The organism is Prevotella sp. P3-92 (genome assembly GCF_002251205.1).
In the GTDB taxonomy this organism is placed as follows: domain Bacteria; phylum Bacteroidota; class Bacteroidia; order Bacteroidales; family Bacteroidaceae; genus Prevotella.
This window is the reverse complement of record NZ_NPJE01000070.1, coordinates 32,814-51,741: the sequence shown is the minus strand read 5'-3', so window position 1 is coordinate 51,741 and position 18,928 is coordinate 32,814. Positions and strand designations below refer to the sequence as shown.

Genomic DNA, 18,928 nt, shown 5'->3' with positions numbered 1-18,928 from the left:
ACATACAAATACGATTATGAAACCAATTGTCAGCATCATCATGGGCAGCACAAGCGATTTGCCCGTTATGGAAAAAGCATGTAAACTACTCGACGAGATGCAAATTCCCTTTGAGGTCAATGCGCTGTCGGCACACCGTACCCCTGACGCAGTAGAGGCATTTGCTGCAGGGGCTAAGGAGCGCGGTCTGAAAGTGATTATCGCAGCTGCCGGAATGGCGGCTGCACTACCGGGCGTCATCGCAGCATCAACCACACTCCCCGTTATCGGAGTGCCCATCAAAGGTATGCTCGACGGACTCGATGCCATGCTCTCCATCATACAGATGCCCCCAGGAATCCCTGTAGCAACAGTAGGTGTCAACGGTGCACAGAACGCAGCTATCTTAGCTGTAGAAATGCTTGCACTCTCCGATGAAACCATTGCCAAGCGCCTGGCAGACTATAAGGCTGGACTGAAAGCCAAGATAGAGAAAGCTAACCGCGATTTGGCCGAAATGAAATACGAATATAAAACCAACTGAAGCACTGCTTCACCAATCCATAAGAAGATGAGTTACAAACGAAGAGTATCATCCATTGCCCACGTAGGACAGCTCGGCATCGGAGGCGATAACCCTATCCGCATCCAGTCGATGGCCACCAAAGACACCAACGATACCGAAGGTTGCGTGGCACAAGCCAAACGCATCATCGATGCAGGAGGTGAGTTGGTGCGCTTCACTACACAGGGAACACGTGAAGCCGAGAATATGAAAAACATATCTCAACGGCTGAAAGCCGATGGCTATACAGCTCCATTGGTAGCTGATGTACATTTCACAGCCCGTGTAGCCGATGTGGCAGCATGTTACTGCGAGAAAGTTCGCATCAATCCCGGCAACTATGTTGACCCTGGCAGAGTCTTCAAACATCTCGAATATACCGATGCAGAATATGCCGATGAACTAAAAAAGATAGAAGCCAAACTAGTGCCGTTCCTCAATATCTGTAAAGAGCACCATACTGCCGTACGCATAGGAGTAAACCATGGTTCGCTCAGCGATCGCATCATGTCGCGCTATGGCGACACTCCCGCAGGTATCGTAGAAAGTTGCATGGAGTTTCTGCGCATCTGCAAACGTGAGAACTTCAACGATGTGGTCATATCCATCAAAGCCAGCAATACTGTGGTCATGGTTACTACGGTACGCCTCTTGGTGGAAACCATGGACCATGAAGACATGCACTATCCACTGCATCTCGGTGTTACCGAAGCTGGAGAAGGCGAAGACGGACGCATCAAGAGTGCCGTAGGTATTGGTGCCTTGCTGACAGAGGGCATTGGCGACACCATCCGTGTATCACTCAGCGAAGAACCAGAATGTGAAATTCCTGTAGCACGCCAACTTGTAGATAACATCGAAGCATGTGCTATTCTGCGTGAGAAAGCCGAGGCTTCCATCGCCGATGATACCATCACCATCACCTTGGATGATGAAGATTGGCAGACCATGCAACTCAAAGTTGCCATGGCAACAGGAGCCTTACTCATCGACCGTAAAGCTCATCAACTTGTCATCAACAATCCCCACTTCTCAGCAGAACGTCTCGTAGGTCTGTCAGATGCTATTCTGCAGGCTGCACGCATTAAGTTTACCAAGACAGAATACATCTCTTGTCCGGGTTGCGGACGCACACTCTACAATCTACAAGACACCATTGCCCGCATTAAAGCAGCAACCAGTCATCTGGTAGGACTAAAGATTGGCATCATGGGATGTATCGTCAATGGTCCTGGTGAAATGGCAGATGCAGACTATGGCTATGTGGGTGCAGGACGTGGAAAGATATCACTCTACCGACAAAAAGAGTGTGTAGCAAAGAATATCCCTGAGGCTGAAGCCGTAGAACACCTATTACAACTGATTGACGATGATCGAAAAAAACAATAATATCAGTTATTCGCATGGTGTGGCAACAATCGGTAAAGCCTACAGACTATTCCTTTTTGTCGTTTGACGATAAGGGCTAAAGAGCCCAATAACATCTAGCAGATGACATACACACCACTTCTATACAAATTGACAAAACCCTGCTTCAAATAATTTGAAGCAGGGCTTTGTCAGATATCAGTATCACTTATTCGGCAAAGGCAGCTTCCTCTGCTTCGGCAATAATCTCCTCACGGCTCTTTTCCCGTGGTGTTGCCGTAATATCATCAAGTGAAAAGTCCATATCATGACGGTCTGCCGACTGGTTATCATTATCCGATACATTCTTCTGCAGCGATTTCTGTGGACGAGGAAAATCTCTTTCTGTAGTTTGAGGCTGCTCCACAATAAAATCACGCTGATCTGCTTCTGGATCAGGTACAGAGAGTATCGGTTCCTCCTCCATCTTTGTACGTTCCGTCTTTGCAGCAAACACGCTGTCTATGAATTGTGGCTCGCGACGCAAACGCTGTAGCGTATCCTTGCAGGCATTCTGCTGACTCTCTTTTTTACTGTATCCTTTACCCGCACAACCTTCTACACCTTCAAGTATCACCTGATAGACAAAGACAGGACTGCTGTTCTCGTCTTTCGTCTGTTCCACTTGTTTAAACTCCAGCCGCACACGGTTTTTCTGACTCCATTCCAACAGTTTCGACTTGAAATTGACCTCCTTATAGGCCACTTTATCGATGTTGATAATCTGGTTGAGGATACGCTTCTGCATGAAACGCATGCAGGCTTCATAGCCGCGGTCGAGATAAATCGCACCGACAAGGGCCTCGAAAGCGTTTCCCCCCATGTAACTGTTATGAACTGTAGAGCGGTCAGACGTAGTGATCAGCCGAGTGATACCCATCTCTTTGGCCAATCGTCCGAGTGTTTCGCGCTGTACGAGTTTAGAGCGAGTATTAGTAAGAAATCCCTCGCGCTTGCCTTCAAAATGACGAAATACGATATCGCCCACCACAGCATCAAGTATGGCATCACCCAAAAATTCGAGGCGCTCATTATTCAAAGGACGTCCTTTCTCATTTCGGCGACGCAGACTCTTGTGTAGAAGAGCCTGCTTATAGAGCTGTATGTTGCGAGGATAAAATCCGAGAATTTTGTATAAAGAAGAATAAAGCTCCTTCTCCTTGCGGAAAGGGAGCCTTATTCTATCTATGAAATTATAATTATTCAGCATACTTCTTGAACACTACACAAGCGTTGTGACCACCAAAACCGAAAGTATTGCTCAGTCCGGCACGCACTTCGCGCTTCTGTGCTTTGTTGAAGGTGAAGTTGAGGTTGTAGTCAATCTCTTCATCGTTATCGCCTTCCTCATGGTTGATAGTGGGAGGAACGATGTCGTTCTTGACAGCCAATACGGTAGCCATAGCCTCTACAGCACCTGCTGCACCAAGGAGGTGACCAGTCATCGACTTGGTACTGCTGATGTTGAGCTTATAAGCAGCATCGCCAAACACTTCCTTGATAGCCTTGGCTTCAGAGATATCACCTACGTGGGTAGATGTTCCGTGTACGTTGATATAATCGATATCTTCAGGATTCAAGCCAGCATCCTCCAATGCGTTGCGCATCACGAGGCATGCACCGAGACCCTCTGGATGAGAGGCGGTGATGTGGTGAGCATCGGCGCTCATTCCTGCACCAACCATTTCTGCATAAATCTTAGCACCACGTGCCTTAGCATGCTCGAGCTCTTCAAGAATCAAGCAACCAGCACCTTCAGCCATGATGAATCCATCGCGACTTGCGCTGAACGGACGGCTTGCCTTTTCAGGTTCATCGTTGCGAGTTGACAGAGCGTGCATCGCATTGAAACCACCAACACCTGTTGCACAGATAGCAGCCTCAGCACCACCACTTACGATAATGTTGGCCTTGCCCAAACGGATAAGGTTGAAAGCATCAGCCAATGCATTGCTTGAAGAAGCACAAGCCGAAGCAGTGATATAGTTTGGTCCGTGGAAACCGTACATAATAGAAATCTGTCCGGCAGCAATATCGGCAATCATCTTCGGAATGAAGAATGGATTGAATTTAGGACCATCAGCCTCGTGAACACCATAGTATTTCACTTCATCCTCGAAGGTCTTAATACCACCGATACCTACTCCATAAACAACGCCAATGCGGTTTTTGTCTTCGGTATCAAGGTCCATTGCACTGTCTTCCACAGCCTGTTTAGCAGCAATAAGAGCCAACTGTGTGTAACGATCCATCTTACGAGCCTCTTTACGATCAAGATAATCATTGATGTTAAGGTTCTTCACTTCGCACGCAAACTTAGTTTTGAAGTTTGTGGTATCGAAGCTGGTAATGGGGGCTGCGCCACTCTTTCCCGCCAGCATGTTCTGCCAGGTCTCCTCAGAAGTGTTGCCCAGTGGCGTGACGGCACCGAGTCCAGTCACTACTACTCTTTTCAATTCCATATTTTAGATTTGGTTGTCTTAGTGATGTCCTATTACTGAATGGGTGTTGAACATTGGCCACCAAAAGGTACGCCAACACCCAACACCCAAAAGTCCATCACAGATGTGATTTATTTTTTGTTCTCCTCGATGTATGCGATAGCATCACCTACAGTGCCAATCTTCTCAGCCTTGTCGTCGGGGATAGAGATACCGAACTCTTTCTCAAATTCCATGATGAGCTCAACGGTATCCAAAGAATCAGCGCCGAGGTCGTTGGTGAAACTTGCTTCGGGCTTTACTTCTGCCTCGTCAACACCGAGCTTGTCAACGATGATTTCCTTTACTTTGCTTTCAATTTCTGACATAATGTTCTTTTTAAAATAGTTTATAATGTATTCTTTTTTTGTGTGCTTACTACCCCATAGGGCACTTAGCGGTTGCAAAGTAACTAATTTTTATTGAGTTACGCAAATAATTTCGGTAAAAAAGCGCTTTTCTTTGCACAAACACCTATAATCTGTGCACTTTTCAGCCCCTTTTCTGCATATTTTTTCAGATTTTTTCACGTCTAAGTGGGTAATTATTGCGCAAAGATTCAAACAGCGAAGGATCGTTTTTAAGTTTTTCACTATCCTTGATGGGGTTGTAAAGCTGTAAAGGATCACCTGTGAAATGAAAACCGTCAGGTAGAGACGGAGGATCTATACGACCGGGATTGGGCAAATGGAAATGATGACAAAGAGCTTGAATTACCATATTATCAGCATTAGTCTTGCCATCTGCAGAGTAGCCTGCAATATGTGGAGTGGCAATAAAAGCCTGTTTCAGGAGTTGGAGATTGATATCAGGTTCACCCTCCCATACATCGATAACCGCATCGCGCACTCGCTTTTCACACAATGCTGTCAACAGAGCGTTATTATCAACCACAGGCCCACGACTTGTATTAATTATATAAGGTACGCGCGAGAGTCTTTGGAAGAACGCTTCATCTGCCATATGCCATGTAGCATAACATCCTTCGCGGGTGAGTGGCACATGGAAAGTGATGACATCTGCCTCCCGCTCTATCACGTCTAACGACACATAGTCTGAGGAGCCCACTGGCGGATCGCATACCAAGACACGCATACCCATGCGTTCAGCTACGTTCTTCACTTTCTGTCCCACATGTCCACATCCCACGATACCGATAGTGGCACTATTGAGTTGAAGTCCTTTCTGTTGTTGAAGCAAAAGAAGTGACGATTCGAGATACTGTGCGACCGAGGCAGCATTGCATCCTGGACAACTGGTCCATGTTATGCCTGCACGCTCCATATAATCGGCATCAATATGATCAAATCCTATGGTTGCAGTAGCAACAAAAGTCACTTTCGAACCAGCCAACAGTTTTTCATCACATCGCGTACGAGTTCTCACTATAAGTGCATCAGCATCTTTCACATCGGCAGACGCTATTTTTGCTCCGGGAATAGCCACCACTTGGTCGGCCAGCATCTGGAGTTTCTCGCGGATATAGGGTATTTTATCGTCAACAACTATTTTCATAATTGGATGCAAAGATAATGAATCGGGATGGAAAAGAGAAAAAAATCACTGTTTTCTTTTGCATTTCACTCACTTATTCTACACCTTTGGCGCCATGCGCCCAAGGTACTCACGTTCGGAAATGCAAAAGAAAACGAGGTTTTCTTTTGTATTTCACTCACTTATTCTACACCTTTGGCGCTATGCGCCCAAGGTACTCACGTTCGGAAATGCAAAAGAAAACGAGGTTTTCTTTTGTATTTCACTCACTTATTCGTACCTTTGCACCAAACAAAAAAATATAGACTATGACATTTACTGAAAAAGCTAACCAAATCTTCAAGCAAGCTATTCGTGACTATCACTTGAAAGATCATGTGGACACGCCCATTTCTAATCCTTACGAGCGCGACTCTATTGAGTATAGCCTGTATCTGAAATGCTGGATTGATACCGTACAGTGGCATCTGGAAGATATCATCCGCGATCCACACATCGACCCAACAGAGGCACTGGCTCTGAAGCGTCGCATCGACCACAGCAATCAAGACCGCACCGATTTGGTAGAGGAAATCGACTCTTACTTCCGTAAGTTGTATAGTGACATCAAGCCTTTGACCGATGCACGACTGAACACAGAGAGTCCAGCATGGGCCATTGACCGTCTTTCCATTCTGGCTTTGAAGATCTGGCACATGCAAGAACAGACCGAACGCAAGGATGCTGACGTTGCCCATGTAGAGAAGTGTCAAGCCAAGCTGCAGGTTCTTCTTGAACAGCAGGTGGATCTCAGCACAGCCATCGACCAGTTGCTCGAAGACATTGAGCAGGGTCGCAAGTACATGAAGGTATATCGCCAGATGAAGATGTACAACGATCCTTCTACCAACCCTATTCTCTACAAGAAATAATTCAATTGGTGAAAAAGGAACATCTTCTCGTCATCCGATTCTCTGCATTAGGCGATGTGGCCATGACAGTGCCCGTCGTCTATGCATTGGCACAGCAGTATCCTGATGTGCGCATTACGGTATTGAGCCGTAACTTTGCACGTCCTTTATTCGATGATCTGCTACCCAACATCAATTTTATGGAGGCTGACCTCAAACGCGAATACCACGGTATCACTGGTTTGAACAGTCTCTACCGCCGTTTGTTGGCCAAACAGTTTACAGCCATTGCCGACCTTCACAGCGTACTGAGGTCAAGTTATCTGCGCATGCGCTTCAATCTGGACCACTATAAAGTGGCACACATTGACAAACATCGCAAAGACCGCCGTCGCATCACCTCTTCAAGCAATAAGCAACTGATTCAGTTGCCTACTTCATTCCAAAACTATGCTGATGTATTTGCCCGCTTGGGCTATCCCGTCAACGTACAGTTCCGCTCCATTTTTTCAGAAGATGGTGGTGACATGAATCTTTTGCCAGAGAGTCTTCCCCGTCCCACTGTCGGTCAACCATGTATCGGCATTGCACCTTTTGCCGCACACGAAGGCAAAATCTATCCAGTTCGATTAATGGAACAGGTAGTAGAGCAATTGCTTGCCAAACATCCTGATACTCGCATCTATTTATTTGGCAAAGGCCAGCGCGAAGACGAAACATTCCCGAAATGGTGTGCTGCCCACCCCCAGTGTGTGTATGTAAGCCAACATTTGAATAATCTGCGCGACGAACTCATCTTAATGAGCCACCTCCAAGTAATGGTATCCATGGATTCTGCCAATATGCACTTGGCATCGCTGGTAGCCACACCCGTAGTAAGCGTATGGGGCGCCACTCATCCTTTTACTGGTTTTATGGGTTGGAATCAGAACCCAGAGAATGCCATCCAGATACCGTTGGAGTGCCGTCCATGTAGCATCTACGGCCAGAAACCATGCTTACGAGGTGACTATGCCTGCATGCGCAACATCGCACCAGAGCAGATTGTCAATCGCGTAGAACTGATTCTGAACAAGCATTAAATCCCGTTTACGGATAGTTCTGCCAGCTATTTCCATGTAGCACTATCCGTCAATGGCTTTTCTTGATATGAGAAAAACCATGAAACACTATAATTTTTCATAAAAAAATAATGCGGTATCAGAAAATATGTGTACCTTTGCGCCGATTTTAAAACAGATACATTAATAATATTATAAAGACAAAAAATGGATAAAGTAAGTTACGCTATGGGCATCGGTATCGGCATGCAGCTGAAGCAGATGGGTGCCACAGACATGAACGTTGACGACTTTGCAGCAGCCATCAAAGACGTGCTTGCAGGCAACGAACTGAAGGTACCAAACCACGAAGCGCAGCAAATTGTGCAAGATTACTTCATGGCACAAGAGAAGAAACTCAACGAACAGCGCGCCGCACAAGGCAAGATTGCCAAAGAAGCAGGTGAGAAATATCTGGCAGAAAACGCAAAGAAAGACGGTGTGGTTACACTGCCCAGCGGTCTGCAATATCAAGTTATCAAGGAAGGTAACGGTAAAAAACCATCTGCCAAAGACACAGTACGCTGCCACTATGAGGGATTTCTCATCGATGGCACAGTTTTCGACTCATCAGTACAGCGTGGTGAACCCGCAGAATTCGGTTTGCAGCAGGTGATTGCCGGATGGACCGAAGGTCTGCAGCTGATGCAGGAAGGAGCTAAATACCGCTTCTTCATACCTTATATGCTGGGATATGGTGAGAGCGGAGCAGCAGGTGCTATTCCCCCATTTGCAGCACTTATTTTCGATGTAGAGCTCATCAAGGTGCTCTAAACCAAACAGAAAAGATACAAACATTAGTAATACAATGAAGAAATTTACCATTGCAGCATTCGCTGTAGCCGCAGTAGCCATGCTTTCTTGCGGCAATGCCGCTCCCAAGGCTAACCTGAAGAGCGACGTAGACACACTGAGCTACGCCATCGGTATGGCACAGACTCAGGGTCTGAAAGATTATCTCGTAACACGTCTTGACGTGGATACCGCCTATCTGGACGAGTTTATCAAAGGTTTGAACGAAGGAGCCAATGCCGGCGACGACAAGAAGAAAGCCGCTTACTACGCAGGTATTCAGATTGGCCAGCAGATTTCAAACCAGATGATGAAGGGCATCAACCACGAGCTTTTCGGTGAGGATTCTACCAAGACCATCTCTCTGAAGAACTTCATGGCAGGTTTCATCAGCGGAACAACTGGTAAGGGTGGCCTCATGAGCATCGACTCAGCACAGATAATTGCTCAGAAGATGATGCAGAGCATCAAGGCCAAGACCATGGAAAAAGCCTACGGTCCTAACAAGGCAGCTGGTGAGAAATTCCTTGCAGCCAATGCCAAGAAGGAAGGTGTGAAAACTCTTCCCGGTGGTGTACAGTATAAGGTTATCAAGGTAGGAACCGGTAAGATTCCTGCTGACACCTCAATGGTAAAGGTCAACTACGAGGGTCGCACCATCGACGGTAAGGTATTCGACAGCTCATACAAGCGCAACATGCCCGCAGACTTCCGTTGCAACCAGGTTATCAAAGGTTGGACAACCGCTCTGACCCACATGCCTGCAGGTTCTGTATGGGAGGTTTACATTCCTCAGGATCAGGCTTACGGTGAGCGCCAGCAGGGTGAAGACATCAAGCCTTTCTCTGCTCTCGTCTTCAAAATCGAGCTTCTCGAAGTGAAATAATCATCAGGGAAAACACCCCAACACAATAGTGTATATCGGTATCAAGGTCGATGAATCTGGCCATGATACCGATATTTTGTCTAAAAAAACATAAATTATCAAGCAAAGTGTTGCCTGTTTCAACAATAATAACTACTTTTGCTTACAAATAGTAAAATATCTAAAACCATATAAATATGGCAGCAAACGACAAGATTGATAATCTCGACAAAAAGATTCTGAATATTCTATCTAAAAATGCCCGAATACCCTTCAAGGATGTTGCGGCAGAGTGTAACGTATCACGTGCAGCTATCCACCAGCGCGTCCAGCATCTCATAGAGGGTCACGTCATCATGGGTAGCGGTTTCGACGTTAACCCCAAAAGTCTGGGATACACCACCTGTACCTACGTAGGAATCACCTTGGAACGTGGTTCGATGTATAAGGACGTAGTGGAAAGAATACAGCATATCCCAGAAATCGTGGAATGTCACTTCACTACAGGTCCATACACCATGCTCGTAAAACTCTATGCCCGCGACAACGAACAACTCATGCAGTTGCTCAACGGCCAACTGCAAGACATCCCCGGTGTAGTGGCTACAGAGACTCTGATATCGCTCGAACAAAGCATCAAGCGTGAGATTCCTATCGGACCTAACGAATAATCATCTATCAACACTGCGTATGAACCGTTTTGACTGGCAAGCACAGCTGGCCAAATGCCATGCGTCGTTTCCTGCAGCAACGCACAAACCTGTCATTGCCATCACGGGAAACTATGGCGAAGGAAACTGCAAGCTCGCTCAAACCTATTATAAATCGGTGGAAGATGCTGGTGGCGTGCCTATCATCATGCCTCCCTCTGCACAGACCGATACTATCATCAATACGCTTGAACATATTGATGGGCTTCTCATCAGCGGTGGCTCCGACTTCAATCCGCTGTTTGCAGGCGAGCAACCTGTTGTCAAGCTTGGAGGCATCAATGCCGAGCGCGACCTTGCCGAACTGCTCACTATACGGTTAGCCTACGATCGGCAGATTCCGATGTTAGCCATTTGTCGCGGCATTCAAGCATTGGCTATGGCTCTTGATGGCCATGTGGAACAGGATATCAGCCACAGAGCACAGGTAAAACACAGTCAGGACGCAGACCGTTCAGAGCCCACCCACTCCGTAAAGATAGAGCCCGACTCTATTCTCGGTAGTCTCTATGCCGATACGCTCAAGGACAACGACGGCATACTCTACGTCAACTCATTTCATCACCAAGCAGTAGATCACTGCGGACCACGTTTCCGCACCACAGCAGAATCTGCCGACGGTATCATCGAAGCCATAGAAAGCCGTGAATACAAGAGTATCATTGGCGTGCAATGGCATCCAGAGTGTTTGGTCGATGGAGCGCCACTTTTCCAATGGTTAGTGAAGGAGTCAGAACATTTCTACCAAGCCTGCAAGCTCCATGAGCGCATCATCACCCTCGATACGCATTGCGACACACCGATGTTCTTCCCTCAAGGCGTAGATTTCGGCAGTCGCGACAAGAAGATATTGGTAGATCTCCACAAGATGACCGAAGGTCATCAAGATGCCACTATCATGGTGGCTTATCTGCCACAACCCAAACCCGGCGAGGACTTCCCATCAATTGTTGATTTCGATGTGAAGAATCCTACGGAATATGCAGACCTCATCTTCGACAAGATAGAAACCATGGTGGCCCACAATAAGTCCTACCTCAGCATTGCACGGACACCTGCCGACCTCTATGCCAATAAGAAGAAAGGGCTGAAGAGCATCATGCTGGGCATTGAAAATGGTTTGGCCATCAATGGCGATCTACGCAAGCTGCGCCATTTTGCAGAGCGCGGCATCGTCTATATGACACTCTGCCATAATGGTGACAACGACATCTGCGACTCAGCACGCGGTTGCAATACCCATGGCGGTGTGAGCGACTTCGGCCAACAGGTCATTAGGAAGATGAACAAACTGGGCATCATGGTAGATATGAGTCATGCTGGTGAGCGCAGTTTCTACGATGCACTCGACATCAGCCAACAGCCCATTGTGTGTAGCCACTCCAGCTGTAGAGCCCTTTGCGACCATCCTCGCAATCTCACCGACGACCAGATGCGACAGCTGGCTGCTAAGGGTGGTGTGATGCAAGTGACGCTCTATAATGGTTTCCTCTGCAAAGATGGCGAGGCTACAGTACTTGATGCACTGGCACATCTCGACCACGCTATCAATATTATGGGTATCGACCATGTCGGTTTAGGTTCTGATTTCGATGGCGATGGAGGAATTCGCGGACTCTCCTGCTCATCGGAAATGATCAATTTCACCCGACATCTCATGGCCAAACGCTATTCCGAACGCGACATCCAAAAGATTTGGGGACGCAATTTCCTGCGTATCATGAAACAGGTGCAAAGCGCCAAATCGTAGAAATCATTATCATATAGACTACAGACTACAAACAGAAAAATGACGAAACACCACATACTCAATATCGCCATGCTATGGGCTGCAATAGCCACCATCATGGCTTGCGGTACTACCAACAAACAACCTGCAACTGAGGAAAAACCTGTCAATATTGAATTTCATGCTGATTCTGCCTATGCTTTCTGTGCAGCACAATGTACCTATGGACCTCGCACAATGAATAGCGAGGCGCATGAGAAATGCGGCAAATGGATTGCTTCACAGTTTCAGAAATACGGTTGCAGCATTGAACTTCAGTGTGCAGACCTCAAGGGATTCGACGGCACAATACTCAAAAGCACCAACATCATCGCCTCTATGCCCAAACGCAGCACCGACGAAACACGCATCATGATATGTGCACACTGGGACAGTCGCCCATGGGCAGATAATGATCCCGACTCTGCCAACTGGCACAAACCCGTCATGGCAGCCAACGATGGCGCATCGGGAGTGGCTGTCATGCTCGAACTGGCACGCCTGCTTCAACACAACGACTCACTACCTGTAAGCATCGACTTTGTCTGCTTCGATGCCGAAGACTGGGGCGTACCACAGTGGAGCGACGCCGCAGACGATGGCGACTCATGGGCATTGGGCGCACAACACTGGGCGAAGAACTATGCCGCAAGCGGTTCTAATAAGTATCGCTATGCCATTTTGCTCGATATGGTGGGTGGTCAGGGTGCCCGTTTCTACCACGAAGGCTTCTCACTGCAACATGCCGGACGCCTCGTTGACCGCATCTGGAGTGCTGCAAGTGCCGCAGGCTATAGCAGTTTCTTCCCTATGGAGGCTGGCGGCTATGTGACCGACGACCACATACCAGTGAATGAAGTGGCACATATCCCCTGTGTGGATATCATCAACCACTATCCCGATTGCCAACAAAGTTCCTTTGGACCGACGTGGCACACCGTCAGTGACGATATGCAACATATCGACAAGAACACGCTGAAAGCCGTAGGCCAGACCCTGCTGCAAGTGGTTTTCAACGACAAATAATCACAAGGTAGGTCAATGGGCTTTACTGTATTGCCAGACTATGAACCATTGCTCCATCCAACAAACCCCATTGCGATTGCTTGAGAACAAGTAATGCCGACGCCCAAGAAGGCATCACGCGGCAACACATATATTTTAGTTTTGCATTTTTTATCGAACACCGAACACCACTATAACGTAATTCATTATCGGATATAACTTTATAGTGGTGTTCGATGATGATAAGTTTAGGTTATCAAACACCTGTCAAACACTTACGGAACACATCAGAGTTGACCAGCTTCCACCATCAGCACGACTCGTTCGGTGAGTCTATCCACACCTTCCGGATCGTATTCTTTCTTCAAACTGGCGCCGAACGCCCATGCAAAAGCCTGATAGAATCCAGCACGCACAGGTCCGAGAAAGGCTTGAATCATATTGTAGGAAGATGAATGACTCTCGCGATAGATGAGTTTGATGAGGAGTTTTCCCTGTGAATACGTCAGTTTTTTCATCTTCGGCTGATACTCTTTCCAGATGCTTTTCTCTACGCGTTTCATATGTTCCTCCTTCGATTTCTTGTCAGGCAAAGTTTCCAGAAACTCCGCAGTCTCCATCATAATGGTGCGCGCCTCCTTGGCAATAGGCAGTACGCGCTTCACATTGCGCACCAATCTATTAAACGCCATCTGCTGTTTCTTGCTACTGAAGGAGATGGGGGGATAAACATAGACATTGTTCATCTCCATATACTGGATGCTGTCGCCGCCTTCCAGCACCTTTCCAACCTTGACCATCGGCATGAACGTAGGGCCAAACGGATCGTCGTCGGCCTTACTCTCGTTGGCAGGGTCGGTCTGTTGCGCATAGAGTGATAATGTCATAACGGCCATTAGCGACACCATCAGACATCGAAGCGTATCAGTTTTAAGGTATTGCAGCATGATGGTTTATTTCCAAAACAACTTGTCCATCAGCAAATAACGCTGTTGCATCGCCTCATCGGTCTTAACAAAAGTATGCACGTCAATCTGCAATACGGGTGGAACAGTTTTGCCGTTGACTGCCGGCCAATTCACCAAACCGAGTCCGTTGGGGTTTCCTGTCTTCACAAAATTAGCGTAATAGTTGCTGAACACATCAGAGATCATATAGTCATCGGGCTGCCAGTCATAGACTCTGTTTGTGGGCAACGTACCCATGGCATACTCAATATCGGCAGAATGTACCGCTCCTTTGTCTTGTGACACTGCTGGTTCTCCATCTTTTGCATCTAATATTCCACCAGCCAGTCCTGCCACTTTCCCCTTGACAGCCATTGCTGGGCGCGGATGGCAGTAGCGATAGCGATAAACTGGTTGTCCACTGGTCAACTGGTGCATGTGTCCCCACTTCCATGTGGAATAGTCGAGGAATAAATCAGAAGCCAAGTCAGTGCCCGGCTGTCCTGTCACATCGTTAGCAGTATAGATGCCATATAGACGGAACAGTTGGTCGGTGGCATCGCCAAACTTCTGACGTGCAGCTTCTTTCAAAACCTCTACAGAGGCTGGCTGACCAGCCAGAATCGCTTGAGGCGACATCTCTTGATTGTTTCCACCAATGAGCAAAGGAATGTGCAACTGCTTTCCGTCGGCATAAGTCTGTGTGGGTTGTTCTGTGAAGAAATAGCCATCGATGCAGTATTTCGGTACGTTTCTCACGTTGGCACGCTTCATGAGTTCTTCTGCCGGCATGGCACGCAACTGTTTAATAGTCTTACAACCCAGCGCTTTTGCTATTTCTACGCCAGCTGTCTCAGCCTCTTTGAGTGTAGCAACAGCGTTGAATCCCATGACAGAGCCGCTTGATCCGATGGCTTGTGCTATCAGTCCTTGACACAGTGGCGATGCCATCAAGGCACTTACCGACATTGATCCAGCCGATTCGCCTGCTATCGTGATGCGTTCGGGATCGCCACCAAAGTCTGCAATATGTGTTTTCACCCATTGAATGGCAGCCACTTGATCCATGAATCCATAGTTTCCCGAACCCTTATAGGCTGTTTCTTTCGACAGTTGCGGATGAGAGAAGAAACCGAAGATGCCTTCACGATAATTGGCAGTAATAGCGATTATGCCCTTTCGCGCCATGCTCTCTCCGGCATATCTGGGTTCGCTACCGCTTCCAGCCATGAGTCCTCCACCGTTGAAATAGATGAGCACAGGTAGTTTCTCCTTCATGGTGTGAGCAGGAGTCCATATATTCAGATATAGACAGTCTTCGCTGTTTTCCTTCGTACCGAAGTTCATGTCGCCAAATATATTCTCTTGCATGGGGTTAGGCCCAAAGTCTTTAGCACTACGCACACCCTCCCATGCTACAACGGGCTGTGGTGCTTTCCATCGCAGATCGCCCACTGGCGGTGCAGCAAATGGTACTCCGAGAAACACTTTCACACCAGAACGCTCCATTCCTTCAAGCGTTCCATCAGTTGTTTTCACCTGTGGGTTGCCTTGTGCCATCATTCCGATGGTACAGAAGCAAGCAGCCATCATCAGCAGCATCTTGTTCATCTGTCGTTTCGTTTTAAATTTGTTTCTATTCTATAGATTATCGGAAAAGGTAATTCTGTTCCTTCTTCGCGATGTTGCAAAGGTACGATTAAGTGAGCGAAAAGCAAAAGAAAAACTCGTTTTTATTATGTTTTTCCGAACGGGAGTACCTTGGTGATGCAATCACAAAGGTACGATTAAGTGAGCGAAAAGCAAAAGAAAAAACCATTTTTATTATGCTTTTCCGAACGGGAGTACCTAAGATGAGAAGCATCAAAGGTACGATTAAGTGAGCGAAAAGCAAAAGAAATTTCATTTTTTCTTATTTCTTCTCTTACGTGAGTCGCTTTACAAGGTCATCATAAAGATAGTGCTACACCTCTTAAATAAAAGAAAAACGGGGTTTTTCTTTGTATTTCGCTCGGTTTGCACTACCTTTGCAGTAATATTATATAAATAAGGAGAAAACAAAAAATACGAAAATATGGAATACAATTTTAGAGACATCGAACAGAAGTGGCAGAAGCGCTGGGTAGAGATGAAAACCTACCGCGTGACAGAAGACCCTACAAAAAAGAAATTCTACGTGCTCAACATGTTCCCCTACCCCTCTGGAGCCGGACTCCATGTGGGTCACCCATTGGGCTATATTGCCAGCGACATCTACGCTCGCTATAAGCGCCAGCAGGGCTACAACGTGTTGAATCCGATGGGATACGATGCCTATGGACTCCCCGCAGAGCAGTATGCCATACAAACCGGACAGCATCCAGAGAAGACTACTACAGAGAATATTGCGCGCTACAGACAGCAGTTGGACAAGATTGGATTCTCCTTCGACTGGGAACGCGAGGTACGCACTTGCGATCCTATCTACTATAAATGGACACAATGGGCGTTCCAACGCATGTTCAAATCATACTACAGCACTTCTTCACACAAAGCACAGCCTACCATCAAACTGATAGAACACTTCGAACTGATGGGTTCTAAAGACTGTGGTGCACTGGGAACAGAGGAATTGGACTTCACTGCTTCCGACTGGGCATCGTACTCTGAGAAGAAAAAGCAAGAAGTGTTGATGAACTACCGCATAGCCTATCTTGCCGACACCATGGTCAACTGGTGTCCTCAACTCGGCACGGTACTTGCCAACGATGAGGTAGTGGATGGCGTCAGCGTACGCGGTGGCTACCCTGTAGTGCAGAAGAAGATGCGCCAGTGGTGTCTGCGCGTATCTGCATACGCCCAGCGTTTGCTCGACGGTCTCGACACAATCGACTGGACCGACTCTTTGAAAGAGACTCAGCGCAACTGGATTGGACGCTCCGAAGGTACCGAAGTAGAGTTCAATGTGGCCGATTCCGACAAGCACTTCACCATCTTCACCACTCGTGCCGATACCATGTTTGGTGTAACCTTCATGGTTCTTGCGCCTGAATCAGATCTCGTTGCCGAACTCACCACCGATGCTCAGAAAGCCGAAGTAAGCGACTATATCGCCTATGTGAAGAAGCGTACTGAGCGTGACCGTATTTCCGACAAAAAAGTGACAGGTGTTTTCTCTGGTTCATACGCTATCAATCCATTCACAGACGAAAAGATTCCCATCTGGATTTCAGAGTATGTTTTGGCCGGATACGGCACTGGGGCCATCATGGCAGTACCTGCCCACGACTCGCGCGACTATGCTTTTGCCAAGCATTTCAACCTTCCCATCATCCCACTGATAGAAGGCGCCGATGTTTCTGAAGAGAGCTACGATGCCAAAGAAGGCATTGTCTGCAACTCTGCTTCAGCAAAGTTCAGCCTCAACGGATTGACCGTGAAGGAGGCCATTGCCGCCACCAAGAAATATGTGGAAGCCAACGGACTGGGCCGCGTCAAGGTGAATTACCGTCTGCGCGATGCCATCTTCAGTCGTCAGCGCTATTGGGGCGAGCCATTCCCCGTATATTACAAGGACAATATGCCCTATATGATTCCGAAGGAATGTCTGCCTTTGGAATTGCCTGAAATAGACGAATACAAGCCAACAGAGTCTGGCGAGCCCCCATTGGGCCGTGCCAAGTTGTGGGCGTGGGATACCAAGACCAACCAAGTAGTAGATAAGAGTCTGATAGACCATAAGAGCGTATTCCCTCTCGAACTCAACACCATGCCCGGATTCGCAGGTTCTTCTGCCTACTATCTGCGCTATATGGATCCTAAGAACGAGAAAGCCCTCGTAAGTAAAGAGGCTGATGAATACTGGCGCAACGTAGATCTCTATGTTGGCGGTACAGAACATGCCACCGGTCACCTCATCTATTCACGCTTCTGGAACAAGTTCTTGTTTGATTCAGGCTACAGTTGCGAGGACGAACCATTCAAGAAACTGGTAAACCAAGGCATGATACAGGGTCGCAGCAACTTTGTATATCGCATCAACGACGAGGGCGCAGACAAGGGCAAGTTTGTCAGTCTGAACCTCAAAGGCAGTTACAAGGATGTAACTCCCATACACGTTGACGTGAATATCGTCAGCAACGACGTGCTCGACCAAGATGCTTTCCGCGCTTGGCGACCAGAGTATGAGCATGCAGAATTTATCCTTGAAGACGGAAAATACATCTGTGGTTGGGCAATTGAAAAGATGTCTAAGTCGATGTTCAACGTGGTCAACCCCGATATGATTGTTGAGCGCTACGGTGCCGACACCTTACGTCTATACGAAATGTTCCTTGGTCCGGTAGAACAGTCTAAGCCTTGGGACACCAACGGAATAGATGGTTGTCACCGCTTCTTGAAGAAGTTCTGGGCTTTGTTCTATGGCAACAGCCGCGACAACGCCGATGGCAAACTGCTCGTTGACGATGCTGAGCCCACAAAAGCCCAGTTGAAGAGTGTCCACAAACTGATTAAGAAGGTGTCACAAGACATCGAGGAATTCTCTTACAACACGTCTATCTCTGCCTTTATGATTTGCGTTGGCGAGATGGCACAGTTGAAGTGTCACAACCGCGAACTTCTCCGCACCCTCGTTACACTATTGGCCCCCTTCGCACCCCATATCAGCGAAGAACTTTGGGAGGCTTTGGGCGAGACCGGCAGCGTTTGCGATGCCCCATGGCCCACATGGAATGAAGAGTTCTTGGTAGAAGATACCGTAAAACTTGGTGTTGCCTTCAACGGCAAAACACGTTTCGACATGGAGTTTGCTGCCAATGCTGACAATAAAACCATCGAAGAAGCCGTGATGGCAGATCCTCGCTCACCGAAGTATATCGACGGCAAGCAAGTGGTCAAAGTCATCATAGTGCCCAAACGCATGGTAAACATCGTTTGCAAATAAAT

Annotated in this window: 16 protein-coding genes; 10 read left to right on the top strand and 6 right to left on the bottom strand. The window is 47.4% G+C overall.

The features are described 5' to 3' along the window. Positions 1-16 precede the first annotated feature (16 nt). Both purE and ispG read left to right on the top strand, forming a co-directional pair. Positions 17-523 carry a 5-(carboxyamino)imidazole ribonucleotide mutase gene (gene purE, locus CIK93_RS12750; protein ID WP_094447571.1) on the top strand — a complete coding sequence of 169 codons (507 nt, stop codon included), beginning with the start codon at positions 17-19 and terminating at the stop codon, positions 521-523. Positions 524-550: 27 nt separating this feature from the next. Continuing rightward, positions 551-1,933 (top strand): (E)-4-hydroxy-3-methylbut-2-enyl-diphosphate synthase, encoded by a 1,383-nt coding sequence (ispG, locus tag CIK93_RS12745; RefSeq protein WP_094447570.1) that lies wholly within the window; start codon positions 551-553, stop codon positions 1,931-1,933. Between the two features lie 187 nt (positions 1,934-2,120). Here the strand turns inward: ispG and rnc are convergent, their stop codons facing one another. The 4 genes from rnc to CIK93_RS12725 all read right to left on the bottom strand — a co-directional run bounded on the left by rnc (position 2,121) and on the right by CIK93_RS12725 (position 5,946). Further along, positions 2,121-3,161, bottom strand: a complete 1,041-nt coding sequence (gene rnc / locus CIK93_RS12740; protein ID WP_094447569.1) for a ribonuclease III — start codon at positions 3,159-3,161, stop codon at positions 2,121-2,123. Beyond that, entirely contained in the window at positions 3,151-4,413 is a 1,263-nt protein-coding gene (gene fabF / locus CIK93_RS12735) for a beta-ketoacyl-ACP synthase II (RefSeq protein WP_094390975.1), read from the bottom strand. Before fabF ends, rnc begins: the two co-directional genes overlap by 11 nt. 110 nt (positions 4,414-4,523) lie before the next feature. Then, positions 4,524-4,760 (bottom strand): acyl carrier protein, encoded by a 237-nt coding sequence (locus tag CIK93_RS12730; protein WP_094390976.1) that lies wholly within the window; start codon positions 4,758-4,760, stop codon positions 4,524-4,526. 187 nt (positions 4,761-4,947) lie between these two features. Continuing rightward, a complete protein-coding gene (locus tag CIK93_RS12725; RefSeq protein WP_094434953.1) occupies positions 4,948-5,946 on the bottom strand; it encodes an NAD(P)-dependent oxidoreductase in 999 nt (332 codons plus the stop codon). Between the two features lie 287 nt (positions 5,947-6,233). Between CIK93_RS12725 and CIK93_RS12715 the strand changes: the two genes are divergently transcribed. The 7 genes from CIK93_RS12715 (at position 6,234) to CIK93_RS12685 (ending at position 13,076) form a co-directional block, all read left to right on the top strand. Then, positions 6,234-6,836 (top strand): DUF4254 domain-containing protein, encoded by a 603-nt coding sequence (locus CIK93_RS12715; protein ID WP_094390978.1) that lies wholly within the window; start codon positions 6,234-6,236, stop codon positions 6,834-6,836. 8 nt (positions 6,837-6,844) lie between these two features. Next, complete coding sequence (locus tag CIK93_RS12710) at positions 6,845-7,897, top strand: glycosyltransferase family 9 protein (RefSeq protein ID WP_094447567.1); 1,053 nt, start codon at positions 6,845-6,847, stop codon at positions 7,895-7,897. Between the two features lie 186 nt (positions 7,898-8,083). Continuing rightward, entirely contained in the window at positions 8,084-8,689 is a 606-nt protein-coding gene (locus CIK93_RS12705; RefSeq protein ID WP_094390979.1) for an FKBP-type peptidyl-prolyl cis-trans isomerase, read from the top strand. A 34-nt stretch (positions 8,690-8,723) separates the two neighbouring features. Then, entirely contained in the window at positions 8,724-9,593 is an 870-nt protein-coding gene (locus CIK93_RS12700) for an FKBP-type peptidyl-prolyl cis-trans isomerase (protein WP_094447566.1), read from the top strand. A gap of 176 nt (positions 9,594-9,769) precedes the next feature. Continuing rightward, positions 9,770-10,243: an Lrp/AsnC family transcriptional regulator gene (locus CIK93_RS12695; RefSeq protein ID WP_094390981.1), complete on the top strand. Its 474-nt coding sequence runs from the start codon at positions 9,770-9,772 to the stop codon at positions 10,241-10,243. Between the two features lie 19 nt (positions 10,244-10,262). After that, on the top strand, positions 10,263-12,032 hold the full coding sequence (locus CIK93_RS12690; RefSeq protein WP_094447565.1) for a membrane dipeptidase: 1,770 nt from the start codon (positions 10,263-10,265) through the stop codon (positions 12,030-12,032). A 39-nt stretch (positions 12,033-12,071) separates the two neighbouring features. Further along, positions 12,072-13,076, top strand: coding sequence for a M28 family peptidase (locus CIK93_RS12685; RefSeq protein WP_094447564.1), 1,005 nt, complete (start codon positions 12,072-12,074; stop codon positions 13,074-13,076). 266 nt (positions 13,077-13,342) lie between these two features. On the opposite strand, the gene CIK93_RS12680 is transcribed toward CIK93_RS12685, so the two are convergent. Together CIK93_RS12680 and CIK93_RS12675 are read right to left on the bottom strand one after the other, a co-directional pair. Then, positions 13,343-14,002 carry a DUF4294 domain-containing protein gene (locus CIK93_RS12680; protein ID WP_094434945.1) on the bottom strand — a complete coding sequence of 220 codons (660 nt, stop codon included), beginning with the start codon at positions 14,000-14,002 and terminating at the stop codon, positions 13,343-13,345. Between the two features lie 6 nt (positions 14,003-14,008). Then, complete coding sequence (locus CIK93_RS12675) at positions 14,009-15,613, bottom strand: carboxylesterase/lipase family protein (RefSeq protein ID WP_094447563.1); 1,605 nt, start codon at positions 15,611-15,613, stop codon at positions 14,009-14,011. A gap of 463 nt (positions 15,614-16,076) precedes the next feature. On the opposite strand from CIK93_RS12675, the gene leuS reads away from it, so the two are divergent. Further along, positions 16,077-18,926: a leucine--tRNA ligase gene (gene leuS / locus CIK93_RS12670; protein ID WP_094447562.1), complete on the top strand. Its 2,850-nt coding sequence runs from the start codon at positions 16,077-16,079 to the stop codon at positions 18,924-18,926. Positions 18,927-18,928: the final 2 nt, after the last annotated feature.